Source organism: Pseudomonas sp. RL_5y_Pfl2_69, from assembly GCF_963970465.1.
Taxonomy (GTDB): Bacteria; Pseudomonadota; Gammaproteobacteria; order Pseudomonadales; family Pseudomonadaceae; genus Aquipseudomonas.
In genome coordinates, this window is sequence record NZ_CAXAOU010000010.1 from 87,705 (window position 1) to 99,866 (window position 12,162).

A 12,162-nucleotide genomic window follows, 5' to 3' on the forward strand; every position below is an offset into this window, starting at 1 on the left:
TCTAGCGTCCTCCCAGGTGAGCCAGCGCCTGGCGAAATGCGGGGGGCAATTGATGACCGAACTCAATCCGGCCGTCAGCCTGAGTGAAAATTCCGACCTTGCTCAGCCACTGTTCAAACTCGGGTGCAGGCTTGAGTCCCAGGGTTTTGCGCGCATACAACGCATCATGGAAGGAAGTGGTCTGATAGTTGAGCATGATGTCGTCCGACCCTGGAATGCCCATGATGAAGTTGATCCCGGCCACGCCCAGCAGCGTCAGCAGGTTGTCCATATCATCCTGGTCCGCTTCGGCGTGGTTGGTGTAGCAGATGTCGCAGCCCATGGGCACACCCAGCAGCTTGCCGCAGAAGTGGTCCTCAAGACCGGCCCGGATAATCTGCTTGCCGTTGTACAGGTACTCGGGGCCGATAAAGCCGACCACGGTATTGACCAGAAACGGCTTGAAATGTCGCGCAACCGCGTAGGCCCGCGTCTCGCAGGTCTGTTGATCCACGCCGAAATGGGCGTTGGCTGACAGCGCGCTGCCCTGGCCGGTTTCGAAATACATCAAGTTGTTGCCCAACGTGCCGCGATTGAGGCTTAAACCCGCTTCATAGCCCTCCTGCAGAACATTCAGGTTGATGCCGAAACTGGCGTTGGCCGCTTCGGTGCCTGCAATGGACTGAAACACCAGATCCAGCGGCACTCCGCGGTTGATCGCCTCGATTGACGTGGTGACGTGGGTCAGCACGCAAGACTGGGTGGGGATCTCATAGCGCTGGATGATCGCGTCGAGCATGTTCAGCAAGTCGCAGATCGAGGCGATGCTGTCGGTGGCCGGGTTGATGCCGATCATGGCGTCGCCGTTGCCGTACAGCAGCCCGTCAAGAATGCTGGCGGCAATTCCCGCCGGGTCGTCGGTGGGATGGTTGGGCTGCAGGCGGGTAGAAAGCCGGCCGCGCAGGCCCATGGTGCCGCGAAACCGGGTAACGACCCGGATCTTTTGGGCCACCAGGATCAGGTCCTGCACGCGCATGATCTTCGATACGGCAGCGGCCATCTCGGGCGTCAGGCCCGGTGCCAGGGCACGCAGGCTGTGTTCATCGGCCGCGTCGCTGAGCAGCCAGTCGCGAAAGCCGCCCACGGTCAGATGGCTCACTGCAGAGAAGGCTTGCAGGTCATGGCTGTCGATAATCAGCCGGGTGACTTCGTCGGACTCGTAAGGGATCAGCACTTCTTGCAGGAAATACGCGAGCGGGATATCAGCCAGCGCCATTTGTGCGGCGACGCGTTCGCCGTCGTTGAGTGCGGCCACGCCTGCCAGAAAATCCCCGGAACGTGCCGGACTGGCTTTGGCCATTACGTCTTTGAGGCTGTCGAAACGGTAGGTCTGGGTGCCAACCGCATGGGAGAAAGTTGCCATTCAGGGTGCTCCATGACGCCAGGCGCAGTGCGCCTGGCGGATTTCTCAGCGGTTAGTGCAGGGCTTTTTCAGCCTGTTGAATAGCCGCGAATTCCTCTTCCGGCGTACCGGCCACCAAGTGATGTCGGCTATAGAACGCGAAGTAGGCAATTAATACTCCATAGATCACCGCAGCGCCAATCACCACCCGTGGGTCTACCAGGAAACCGGCGACGACCGCGACGCAGGCGAGCACCAAAGCGATGCCTGAAGTGAAAATACCGCCCGGCGTACGATACGGACGCTCCATTTTGGGGCGACGAATGCGCAGGGTGATGTGCGCGGCCATCATCAGCACGTAAGAAATCGTTGCACCAAACACCGCCACCAGAATCAGCAAGTCACCCTGACCGGTCAGCGACAGGCCAAAACCGATAATGCCGGGAATGATCAAGGCCAGTACCGGGGCCTTGCTCTTGTTGGTTTCGGACAGTTTGCGCGGCAAGTAGCCTGCGCGGGACAAGGCGAAGATCTGGCGCGAGTAGGCGTAAATGATCGAGAAGAAGCTGGCGATCAAACCGGCCAGGCCCACCAGGTTCACAAAACCGCCCATCCAGGTGGAGCCGCCATACGCCTTGCTCAGTGCCTCAACCAAAGGGTTGCCCGAGGCCATCAAGCTGTTCGCGCCCGCGCCACCCGGACCGATCACCAGGATTAGCAGGGCGAAGGTGGCCAGCACCAGCATGGCGCCGATCAGGCCGCGAGGCAGGTCACGCTTGGGGTTTTTGGTTTCTTCAGCAGCCAGCGGCACGCCTTCGACCGCGAGGAAAAACCAGATCGCGTAAGGAATGGCCGCCCAGACGCCGACATAACCGAACGGCAGGAAGGGACTGGCGCCCTTGGCTTCGGTGACCGGGATATCCAGCAGGTTGGCGACACTGAAGTGCGGCACCATCGCGACCAGAAATACCCCCAGGGCAATGGCGGCCACGGCAGTGATGATAAACATCAGCTTGAGCGCTTCACCGACCCCGAAAATGTGGATGCCGATAAAGATGATGTAGAACGCCAGATAGATCATCCAGCCGCCAATCCCGAAGAGCGACTCGCAATAGGCGCCAATGAACACGGCAATGGCCGCGGGTGCGATGGCGTATTCGATCAGGATCGCGGTACCGGTCAGAAACCCGCCCCAAGGTCCGAAGGCGCTGCGTGCGAAGCCGTAGCCGCCGCCAGCGGTGGGGATCATCGAAGACAGTTCAGCCAGCGAAAAGCACATGCACAAGTACATGGTGGCCATCAGCAATGTGGCGATAAACATTCCGCCCCAGCCGCCTTGGGCCAGACCAAAGTTCCAGCCGGCATAGTCGCCGGAAATCACATAGGCCACGCCCAGGCCCACCAGCAGGACCCAGCCGGCAGCGCCTTTTTTCAGTTCTCGTTGTTGGAAATATTCGCTGCCGACCTTTTCAAAGTCGACAGAGGATGCCGCCGAAGCGGGAGTAGGTTCGCTAGGCATGGGGTTCACCTGTTCTTTTATAGTTTGAGAAAATATGACAGGGAGCAAAGCAAGAGCTGGGCCACAGGAGCTGACACATCCCTTGTAGTCGCTGCCGAAGGCTGCGATTGGACTGCGCAGGCTCCGGATAACGGGTTGCTGTGCAACCCTTCGCAGCCTGCGGCAGCGACTACAGGAATTGGGGGGGTTAGAAGAAGCCCAGCGGGTTGATGTCGTAGCTCACCAGCAGGTTTTTGGTCTGCTGATAGTGGTCGAGCATCATTTTGTGGGTCTCACGGCCAACGCCGGATTTTTTGTAACCACCGAACGCGGCGTGTGCCGGGTACAGGTGATAGCAGTTGGTCCACACACGACCGGCCTTGATTGCGCGGCCCATGCGGTAGGCGCGGTTGATGTCGCGGGTCCACAGACCTGCACCCAGGCCGAACTCGGTGTCGTTGGCAATCGCCAGTGCTTCGGCTTCGTCTTTGAAGGTGGTGATGCTGACCACCGGGCCAAAGATTTCTTCCTGGAAAACACGCATTTTGTTGGTGCCCTTGAGCAGGGTCGGCTGGATGTAATAGCCGGTAGCCAGGTCGCCTTCGAGCTTGGCCACGGCACCGCCGGTCAGCAGTTGCGCGCCTTCTTTCTTGGCGATTTCAAGGTAGGAGAGGATTTTATCGAACTGCTGTTCAGACGCCTGGGCGCCGACCATGGTGTCCGTGTCCAGCGGGTCGCCACGCTTGATCGATTCGACCTTTTTCATCACCACTTTCATGAAGTCGTCGTAGATCGACTCTTGAATCAGTGCCCGGGACGGACACGTGCAGACTTCCCCCTGGTTGAAAAACGCCAGCACCAGACCTTCAGCGGCTTTCTCAATGAAGGTTGGCTCTGCCTGCATGATGTCTTCGAAGAAGATGTTCGGCGATTTGCCGCCCAACTCAACGGTCGACGGAATGATGTTCTCGGCAGCACATTTCATGATGTGCGAGCCCACTGGCGTAGAGCCGGTGAAGGCGATCTTGGCAATGCGCTTGCTGGTGGCCAGTGCCTCGCCCGCTTCTTTGCCGAACCCTTGCACCACGTTGAGCACGCCCGGTGGCAGCAGGTCGCCGATCAGTTCCATCAGCACGGTGATGCTCAGCGGAGTTTGCTCGGCGGGTTTGAGCACCACGCAGTTACCGGCAGCCAGTGCTGGCGCAAGCTTCCAGGCGGCCATCAGCAGCGGGAAATTCCACGGGATGATCTGTCCGACCACACCTAGCGGCTCGTGGATGTGGTAGGCCACGGTATTGCCGTCAATTTCGGCGGCACTGCCTTCCTGGGCGCGGATGCAACCGGCGTAGTAACGGAAGTGGTCGGCGGCCAGGGGCACGTCGGCGTTCAGGGTTTCGCGCACGGCTTTGCCGTTGTCCCAGGTTTCGGTCACGGCCAGCAGTTCGAGGTTTTGTTCGATACGGTCAGCGATTTTCAGCAGTACCAGAGAGCGCGCCTGCACGGAGGTCGCGCCCCATGCATCGGCAGCGGCATGGGCGGCGTCGAGGGCTTTGTCGATGTCTTCTGCGGTCGAGCGCGGGAATTCGGCGATGGCTTTGCCGTTCACAGGCGAGGTGTTAGTGAAGTACTGGCCTTTGACGGGCGCCACGAATTCGCCGCCGATGTAGTTACCGTAGCGGCTCTTGAACGAGACGATCGAGCCTTCTGTACCGGGTTGTGCGTAACGCATGGGGTGTGTCTCCTGGCTTTATTGTGCTTATGGGAGGACGCGCTGTGGCGCTGGCAGAAGCAGGAGCAAGGGCTGGGCCATATTTGTGAAAGCCTTGCAGGCCGGGGCTTTGCAGGTTTTAGCCAGTGGTTGGGGGAGGGGCGCTGTGACAGCTGTGACACAGTGGCTGTGACAATATGTACCGTTCTTGGCGCAACCGATGACCGGCGGGTCAGTTCGTGATTGCAAAGGGCTGCAGGCGAGAGGATGCTGGATGTTCGGTTTGGACTGGATCTCTGTAGTCGCTGAGGGCGAGTTGCCTCCGTCGAGCGGGAGACCACCGAGACAGAGCGGAGAACAATAAGAAATGCACAGTACCGATTTGAGCCGTCATGCACGGCAAGTGATTGATGTCACCCAGGGCCGCCCTCAAGGGTGTGACCCGTCCATCGTTCGCTCCTGGCAACGTTGCCTGGAGGACTACCATCTCGATCCCGCGCAGACCATTGCCCCGACCGTGCTTGAACAAGGGCGCATTCTCGAAGGCCGCGAGCGGTTGCAGCAGGTGCTGAAAATTGCCGGTCACGAAATGAACAGCCTGCATCAGCAGCTTTCCGGTGCCGGGCACGCAGTGTTGCTGACCGATGCCCGTGGCGTGATTCTCAACTGTGTCACCGCACCTTCCGAACGCAAGGTCTTCGAGCAGGCCGGGTTGTGGCTGGGAGCTGACTGGAGCGAGGCGCGGGAGGGCACCAATGGTATCGGCACGTGCCTGGTGGAGCGTCAGGCGCTGACGATCCACCAGGACGAACACTTTCGCGGTCGGCACACCGGGCTGACCTGCTCGGCCAGTCCTGTGTTTGATCCGCAGGGCGAGTTGCTGGCGGTGCTGGATGTGTCGTCGGCACGGCATGAGGCTTCGCGTCAGAGCCAGTTTCATACAATGGCGCTGGTCAACCTGTCGGCCAAGATCATCGAGAACAGCTACTTCCTGGGGCATTTCGAAAACCAGTGGCTGTTGCGCTTTCACCTGCAGGCAGAGTCCGTCGGGCTGTTCAGTGAGGGCATGCTGGCGTTTGATGGTGACGGGATTATTTGCGCGGTTAACCAAAGTGCTTTGAACTTGCTGGGCCACGTACGTGGGGGGCTGCTTGGGCACGTGGTTGAAAGTGTTTTCGATTGCCAGCGTGATGAGCTTTTTTCTCGGGCCACTGCCCATGCGAGCACCAGTTGGCCGCTGCGCACCCGCGATGGTCGCCGACTGTTTGCGGCGCTGCGCGGGCAGCCGCGACAAGGGCCTGCCCCGGTCGCCGTGCACGTTGAACCCGTTCGCGCGCGCCCAAGCGGGATTTGTCTGGGGGATGAGGCCCTGCAGGTCGATTTTCGCCGTGCGCTGCGGGTGTTTGAGCGGGATGTGCCGCTGCTGATCAACGGCGAAACCGGTTCCGGCAAGGAAGCCTTTGCCAAGGCCGTGCACCAGGCCAGTTTGCGCAGCAGCCAGCCTTTCGTGGCACTCAATTGCGCGTCGATTCCGGAGAGCCTGATCGAGAGCGAGCTGTTCGGTTATCGCGGCGGCAGCTTCACCGGGGCCCGCAAGGAAGGCATGCAAGGCAAATTGCAGCAGGCCGATGGCGGCACCTTGTTCCTCGACGAAATTGGCGATATGCCACTGGCGCTGCAAACCCGTCTATTAAGAGTGCTGGAGGACCGTCAGGTGGTGCCGATCGGGGGCGAACCGCTGGAGGTCAACGTGCGCATCATCAGCGCGACTCACCGTAACTTGCAGGAGCGGGTGGCCGACGGCAGTTTTCGCGAGGACTTGTACTACCGTCTCAACGGGCTGGAAGTCGGCCTGCCTGCGTTGCGCGATCGCACTGACAAGTCGCAGTTGCTGGACTTCTTGCTGGCAGAGGAGGCGGGCGGGCAACCGTTGCGGATCAGTCAGGGAGCGCGCGAGGCGCTGCTGGAGTTTGCCTGGCCGGGCAACGTGCGCCAATTGCGTAATGTGCTGCGCACCCTGGCGGCTTTGTGTGATGACGACGTAATCCAGTTCGGCGACTTGCCTGCCACTATTCGCCTGGCTCCGTCCAGGGTCCCCGAACCTTGTGAGCACCCGCTTGAGGATGCCGAAAAGCAGGCCTTGTTGCTGGCGCTCGAACTGCACCGCTGGCACATGACCCATACGGCGCTGCAATTGGGGGTTAGCCGCAATACCCTTTATAGAAAGCTGCGCAAGCATGGGATTGAACGCTGAGCTGAGCGACTTTACGTGTGTGGGAGCTGCGGTCTGCCTGGCAAACCGCGGTGATGTCATCGCGAGCAAGCCCGCTCCCACATGAATCATCAGGTGCGAAAAGAACCCCCCTGCGCTACCCTTCGCCGATGATTTACGAGGTCGACTATGCACATTCATATTCTTGGTATTTGCGGCACTTTCATGGGTTCGCTGGCGGTTCTGGCCAAAGAACTGGGCCATCACGTTACCGGCTCTGACGCTAACGTCTATCCGCCAATGAGCACCCAGCTGCAGGCTCAAGGTATCGAATTGACTCAGGGCTATGACCCGTCTCAGCTCGATCCGGCTCCGGATGTGGTGGTGATCGGCAACGCGCTGTCGCGGGGCAACCCGGCAGTGGAGTACGTGCTGAACAAGGGCCTGCCCTATGTCTCGGGCCCGCAATGGCTGGCCGACCATGTGCTGCAGGGTCGCTGGGTGTTGGCCGTGGCCGGCACCCACGGCAAAACCACCACCAGCAGCATGCTGGCCTGGGTCCTGGAACACGCGGGCATGGCGCCGGGGTTCCTGATTGGTGGCGTGCCGCAAAACTTCGCCGTGTCGGCCCGTTTGGGTGACACCCCGTTCTTTGTGGTGGAAGCCGACGAATATGACAGCGCGTTTTTCGACAAGCGTTCGAAATTCGTTCACTACCGCCCGCGCACGGCGATCCTCAACAATCTTGAGTTCGATCATGCCGACATCTTCCCGGACTTGCCGGCCATTGAGCGTCAATTCCATCATTTGGTGCGCACCATTCCGAGCGAAGGGCTGGTGATCCATCCGACCACAGAGCCTGCCTTGCAGCGTGTGATCGAGATGGGTTGCTGGACGCCGGTGCAAACCACGGGCGAGGGCGGCCAATGGCAAGCTCGCCTGCTCAGTGACGATGGTTCGCGTTTTGAGGTGATGTTTGACGGCGTCCTGCAGGGCACCGTCGACTGGGACATGACCGGCCAGCACAACGTGGCCAATGCCTTGGCGACCTTGGCTGCTGCACGCCATGTGGGTGTTGTACCGAGCCTGGCAATTGATGGCTTGAGCGCCTTCAAAAGCGTGAAACGCCGTATGGAAAAAGTCGCAGAAGTTAACGGCATTACCATCTACGACGACTTTGCCCACCACCCGACCGCGATTGCGACCACCCTCGACGGCCTGCGCAAGCGCATTGGTGACGCACCGCTGATTGCCGTGATTGAGCCGCGCTCCAATTCCATGAAGCTTGGTGCCCACCGTGATGGTCTGCCGCAAAGTGTGGTGCAGGCCGATCACGTGGTCTGGTACGCACCGGCCAATCTGGGATGGGATCTGGCGGCGACGGTTGCGTCGAGTCCTGTACCGACCAAGGTGTGCGATTCGCTGGAAGCCATCATTGCCGAGGTCAAGGCTCAGGTTAAGCCGGGCGCCCATGTGGTGATCATGAGCAACGGTGGCTTCGGCGGCCTGCATGGCAAGCTGGCGGACGCGCTGCAATGAGCGGCCCGGAGCGTATAACCCTGGCCGTCACCGGCGCATCGGGCATGCAGTACGCCTTGCGCTTGCTCGATTGCCTGGTGCGAGAGGATCGCGAAGTGCACTTCCTGATCTCAAAGGCGGCGCAGTTGGTGATGGCCACTGAAACCGACGTCAGCCTGCCGGCCAAACCGCAGGCGATGCAGGCGTTCCTGACTGAATACACCGGGGCTGCTGCCGGCCAGATTCGGGTGTACGGCAAGGAAGACTGGATGTCGCCGGTGGCTTCGGGGTCGGGTGCTCCGGCAGCGATGGTGGTGGTGCCCTGTTCGACCGGCACGCTGTCGGCGATTGCCACTGGCGCCTGCAATAACTTGGTGGAGCGGGCGGCCGACGTGACCCTCAAGGAGCGCCGCCAGTTGATTCTGGTGCCCCGTGAAGCGCCGTACTCCAGCATCCATCTGGAGAACATGCTCAAGCTGTCCAATATGGGCGCGGTGATCATGCCAGCGTCCCCCGGCTTTTATCATCAGCCACAGACTATCGATGATCTGGTGGATTTTGTGGTGGCGCGCATTCTCAACCTGCTCAATATCCCCCAGGACATGCTCCCGCGTTGGGGTGAACACCATGTGGGCGGCGATGAATAAGGCGCTGCTGGCCTTGCTGGTGGCGGCTCTGGTGTGTGGTTGCGCCAGCGTACGTACGCTTAACGCAGCCAAGCCGGGTGCTCCGATTGTCTATTCGGGCACCCGGCTTGACCTGTATGCGTTGCAGGGAGGGTGTTGCGCCAAGGATCGCTTTGGCGCCGATGCTCCGCGATATCCCGGGCTGGACCTGCCCGCCAGTGCGTTGCTCGACACGGTGGTGTTGCCGTTGTCAGTGCTGACCGTGCTGGGTGTCGGGTTTCAGGCCAGTGGCGGTTTGTAGCGAACGGGTTGCGGGCTATTTGCCCAGCTTGCGCAGTTCATCGGACTCAATCACCCGTATGCCGTCCTGCTCTTCCAGCGCCAGGCGCCAAAGGGCCCGGGCCAGTTGGCACGCTTCGATGCCGTGGTACTTGCCCGGAATCAGTTTGGATAATGGCCCCGCGATCTGCTCGGCCAGTCGCGGTTCAACGCGGTCGCCAAGTAACAGCGAAGGGCGTGCGATGGTCAGTTGCGGCCAGTTCTGGGCGCGCAGCGATTGCTCCATCTCGCCTTTGACCCGGTTATAGAACACCGAAGATTTGGGATCGGCGCCAATGGCACTGATCACAATCAGGTGCCGGGCGCCCATTTCCCGTGCCCGTTTGGCGAAAGCCACCACCATGTCATGGTCGACTGCGCGGAATGCCGCTTCCGAGCCAGCCTGTTTGATGGTGGTGCCCAGGCAGCAGAAGGCCACATCGACCCGCCCACTCAGCTGGGGCAGGAATACGGCTGGATCCCCTACCGGGTTTTCCAGGTGCGGATGCGCTGCCAGAGGCTTGCGCGAAGGGGCAAGCACTCGGGTGATGGTCGGTTCATTAAGCAGGCGGTCGAGCAACAGCTCACCCGTAAGGCCGGTGGCTCCTGCGAGCAGAATATGTGAAGGCGTCAAGTGCATAGTGTTTCTCCCTTGATACAACCAGCGTAGCCATTCCAGGGTTATTTGCTTACTGCAAAGCCTGTTTTGCTTGTTGCTGACGCAAGCGTTGCCAGTGGTTCAGAACGCCTTTTGGCGCCCAGATCTGCGGTTCAGAAGGTTCGTAGCCATCAGCCACCTCGCGCTCGGCGACATAGCCTTTGGCCAGTTTGAAGGCTTTTTGCAAATCGTCTGTATGGTTCAGCGCCTGGGCAAACAAGGCATTGCCGAAGTAAGTGAAGTCGGCTTCTTCCGAGCAACCGAAGGACACGCGATCAGCCTTGGAGGCGGTCATGATCAGGGTCTTTTCATCCTTGAGTGCGGGGATAAAACCGCCTGAATAGCAGGATGAAATCACGATGATCTTGTCGCGGTTTTTCAGTGGGGCCAGTGCCGCCGCGAGGTCGTCGGCGGGCAGGTCTGCCAGCTCCAGACGGGGCTGATCCAGTACCAGTTCGTGTTCCTGGGTGCCGTGGCTGGTCAGGTAAATAAAGATCAGGTCTTCCGGTCCGGTCCGCTCGGCCAGGGTAAGGGCTGCGCGGTGCAGGTTCTCGCGGGTAGCCATGGGGCGATCGAGCAGGTGATCGCGGTGGTTCACCAGCGTGATCTGGCCACGGCTTCCAAAGCGGCTGGCGAGCATGTCGTTGACGTAATCGGCTTCGCGCTTGAACACGCTCTGTTTGCCGTCGCCTGCCAGCACCAGGCTGTACAGCTCAATGGCCGGTGTTGAGGGTGCAATGCCTGCCAGTGCCTCGTTGAGCAGCGTGCCCTGATTGAGTAGCCCCAGCTCCAGCGGATCGGGCAAGACCTTGCCATTGGCATCGCGTACCCGCTGGCCGTTAAGCCAGAAACCGCTTTGCACCGTGCCATCGGCCAGGGTCAGGGTGCCCTGGCCCTGATAGGTGTCTGCGGCAAACTCACCCACATAGGTGCTGGCGTCGGGCAGGCTCAAATGGCCAGGTCCGTTGAAGCGCCATTCGTTGAACATGCCGCGGTAATGGCTGCCATCGATGCCGATCAGTTCGCCCTTGCCGGTCAGTGCACCGTCCTTGAATTCCCCGACCCAGACATCACCGTCGGCATTTTCATAGCGGCCTTTGCCGTTCAGCTGGTTGTGCTTGAACGCGCCTTCGTACTGGTCGCCGTCTGCGCTGTTGAACACGCCGTTGCCTTCCAGCTCGCCATTGACGAACTGACCGGTAAATTCATTGGCGCTGGCATCGCTGCGCATCCCTTCGCCGTGGGGCTTGCCGTGGGCAAACTGGCCTTTGTACTGGCTGCCGTCTTCCAGTTCGAGCTGGCCGTTGCCAGAGAACTGGTCATCCTTGAACTCGCCGCGATAGCTCAAGCCTGGCTCTTTGCGAGTGCCTTCACCTTCGCGCCGGCCCTGCTTGAACCCGCCTACATAGGTGCTGTCGTGAGCGGTCAGGCTGCCCTGGCCGCTAAACAGCCCTTGTTCAAAGCCTCCGCGATACACATCGCCATTGCTGGCGTGCCATTCGCCTTGGCCTTGCCACAGGCCATTTTTGAAATCCCCTGCGTACCAACTGCCGTTCGGGTAGTCGATGCGGCCCTGGCCTTGCAACAACCCGTTGACCACTTCGCCACGATAACGCCCGCCATCGGGCAGGCGTGCGTCTGGCGGTAACAGTGATTCACCGTCACCGCAGGCCGTCAGCAGCAGGGTCAAAGCAAGGGGGGCAAATGGGCGCATAACGGGATCCGGATAATTAAGCCACCGAGTATGCCGTAGCAATGGGGACTGTCTATAGGCCCGGATGAAACATCCACAGTTATTGCATGCCAGGGTGCAAGCCAGGGCCGTTGGTCGGCGGGACGTGCTTATAATGCGGCACAAAAAAAATCGCTGGAGAGGTGAGATGTTGTTACGCGGCTTGACTTGGCTGGTGCTGTTTCAATTGCTGGGCACTGCGCTCAATCACTTGTTCGTCCCTGTGTTGCCCGGTCCCATTATTGGGCTTGTGCTGTTGCTGGGCTTTTTGATGGTGCGGGGTCAGGTCGGCGAGCCATTGAGCCAGGCGGCCAGCAGTCTGTTGCGTTATCTACCCTTGTTGCTGGTGCCACCCGCGGTGGGCGTCATGGTGTATGCCGCCGATATTGCCGCTGACTTTTGGGCCATCGTCGGTGCGCTGGTGCTGTCGCTGTTGATCTCGATGGGGTTTGTGGGGGTGCTGATGCAGCGCCTGCTCAAGCGTCACAGCCACCCTGAGGAGCGGCCATGA

The 12,162-nt window shown here is 60.3% G+C and carries 10 protein-coding genes; 5 read left to right on the forward strand and 5 right to left on the reverse strand.

What is annotated here, in order from left to right:
• Nucleotide 1: 1 nt before the first annotated feature.
• The 3 genes from AACY07_RS17390 to exaC all read right to left on the reverse strand — a co-directional run bounded on the left by AACY07_RS17390 (nucleotide 2) and on the right by exaC (nucleotide 4,608).
• Nucleotides 2-1,402 carry an ethanolamine ammonia-lyase subunit EutB gene (locus AACY07_RS17390; protein WP_133077038.1) on the reverse strand — a complete coding sequence of 467 codons (1,401 nt, stop codon included), beginning with the start codon at nucleotides 1,400-1,402 and terminating at the stop codon, nucleotides 2-4.
• A 52-nt stretch (nucleotides 1,403-1,454) separates the two neighbouring features.
• Nucleotides 1,455-2,900, reverse strand: a complete 1,446-nt coding sequence (eat, locus tag AACY07_RS17395) for an ethanolamine permease (RefSeq protein ID WP_219262629.1) — start codon at nucleotides 2,898-2,900, stop codon at nucleotides 1,455-1,457.
• A gap of 187 nt (nucleotides 2,901-3,087) precedes the next feature.
• On the reverse strand, nucleotides 3,088-4,608 hold the full coding sequence (gene exaC / locus AACY07_RS17400; protein ID WP_133077036.1) for an acetaldehyde dehydrogenase ExaC: 1,521 nt from the start codon (nucleotides 4,606-4,608) through the stop codon (nucleotides 3,088-3,090).
• 346 nt (nucleotides 4,609-4,954) lie between these two features.
• On the opposite strand from exaC, the gene AACY07_RS17405 reads away from it, so the two are divergent.
• The 4 genes from AACY07_RS17405 (at nucleotide 4,955) to AACY07_RS17420 (ending at nucleotide 9,244) form a co-directional block, all read left to right on the forward strand.
• Entirely contained in the window at nucleotides 4,955-6,841 is a 1,887-nt protein-coding gene (locus AACY07_RS17405; protein WP_339476379.1) for a sigma-54-dependent Fis family transcriptional regulator, read from the forward strand.
• Nucleotides 6,842-6,988: 147 nt separating this feature from the next.
• On the forward strand, nucleotides 6,989-8,338 hold the full coding sequence (gene mpl, locus AACY07_RS17410) for a UDP-N-acetylmuramate:L-alanyl-gamma-D-glutamyl-meso-diaminopimelate ligase (RefSeq protein WP_339476381.1): 1,350 nt from the start codon (nucleotides 6,989-6,991) through the stop codon (nucleotides 8,336-8,338).
• On the forward strand, nucleotides 8,335-8,964 hold the full coding sequence (gene ubiX / locus AACY07_RS17415) for a flavin prenyltransferase UbiX (RefSeq protein WP_133077033.1): 630 nt from the start codon (nucleotides 8,335-8,337) through the stop codon (nucleotides 8,962-8,964). The genes mpl and ubiX overlap by 4 nt, the downstream gene beginning before the upstream one ends.
• Nucleotides 8,957-9,244: a YceK/YidQ family lipoprotein gene (locus AACY07_RS17420; protein ID WP_133077032.1), complete on the forward strand. Its 288-nt coding sequence runs from the start codon at nucleotides 8,957-8,959 to the stop codon at nucleotides 9,242-9,244. The genes ubiX and AACY07_RS17420 overlap by 8 nt, the downstream gene beginning before the upstream one ends.
• A 15-nt stretch (nucleotides 9,245-9,259) precedes the next feature.
• Here AACY07_RS17420 and AACY07_RS17425 read toward each other — a convergent pair whose 3' ends face one another.
• Nucleotides 9,260-9,901 (reverse strand): oxidoreductase, encoded by a 642-nt coding sequence (locus AACY07_RS17425; protein WP_133077031.1) that lies wholly within the window; start codon nucleotides 9,899-9,901, stop codon nucleotides 9,260-9,262.
• Between the two features lie 49 nt (nucleotides 9,902-9,950).
• Nucleotides 9,951-11,633 carry a C13 family peptidase gene (locus tag AACY07_RS17430; RefSeq protein ID WP_339476383.1) on the reverse strand — a complete coding sequence of 561 codons (1,683 nt, stop codon included), beginning with the start codon at nucleotides 11,631-11,633 and terminating at the stop codon, nucleotides 9,951-9,953.
• Nucleotides 11,634-11,799: 166 nt separating this feature from the next.
• Here AACY07_RS17430 and AACY07_RS17435 point away from each other — a divergent pair, with 166 nt between their 5' ends.
• Nucleotides 11,800-12,162: a CidA/LrgA family protein gene (locus tag AACY07_RS17435; RefSeq protein WP_339476384.1), complete on the forward strand. Its 363-nt coding sequence runs from the start codon at nucleotides 11,800-11,802 to the stop codon at nucleotides 12,160-12,162.

What these genes read in the sequence shown, in the direction of transcription:
- AACY07_RS17390 (WP_133077038.1), bottom strand. Translation starts at nt 1,402, where the DNA reads ATGGCAACTTTCTCCCATGCGGTTGGCACCCAGACCTACCGTTTCGAC.
- eat (WP_219262629.1), bottom strand. Translation starts at nt 2,900, where the DNA reads ATGCCTAGCGAACCTACTCCCGCTTCGGCGGCATCCTCTGTCGACTTT.
- exaC (WP_133077036.1), bottom strand. Translation starts at nt 4,608, where the DNA reads ATGCGTTACGCACAACCCGGTACAGAAGGCTCGATCGTCTCGTTCAAG.
- AACY07_RS17405 (WP_339476379.1), top strand. Translation starts at nt 4,955, where the DNA reads ATGCACAGTACCGATTTGAGCCGTCATGCACGGCAAGTGATTGATGTC.
- mpl (WP_339476381.1), top strand. Translation starts at nt 6,989, where the DNA reads ATGCACATTCATATTCTTGGTATTTGCGGCACTTTCATGGGTTCGCTG.
- ubiX (WP_133077033.1), top strand. Translation starts at nt 8,335, where the DNA reads ATGAGCGGCCCGGAGCGTATAACCCTGGCCGTCACCGGCGCATCGGGC.
- AACY07_RS17420 (WP_133077032.1), top strand. Translation starts at nt 8,957, where the DNA reads ATGAATAAGGCGCTGCTGGCCTTGCTGGTGGCGGCTCTGGTGTGTGGT.
- AACY07_RS17425 (WP_133077031.1), bottom strand. Translation starts at nt 9,901, where the DNA reads ATGCACTTGACGCCTTCACATATTCTGCTCGCAGGAGCCACCGGCCTT.
- AACY07_RS17430 (WP_339476383.1), bottom strand. Translation starts at nt 11,633, where the DNA reads ATGCGCCCATTTGCCCCCCTTGCTTTGACCCTGCTGCTGACGGCCTGC.
- AACY07_RS17435 (WP_339476384.1), top strand. Translation starts at nt 11,800, where the DNA reads ATGTTGTTACGCGGCTTGACTTGGCTGGTGCTGTTTCAATTGCTGGGC.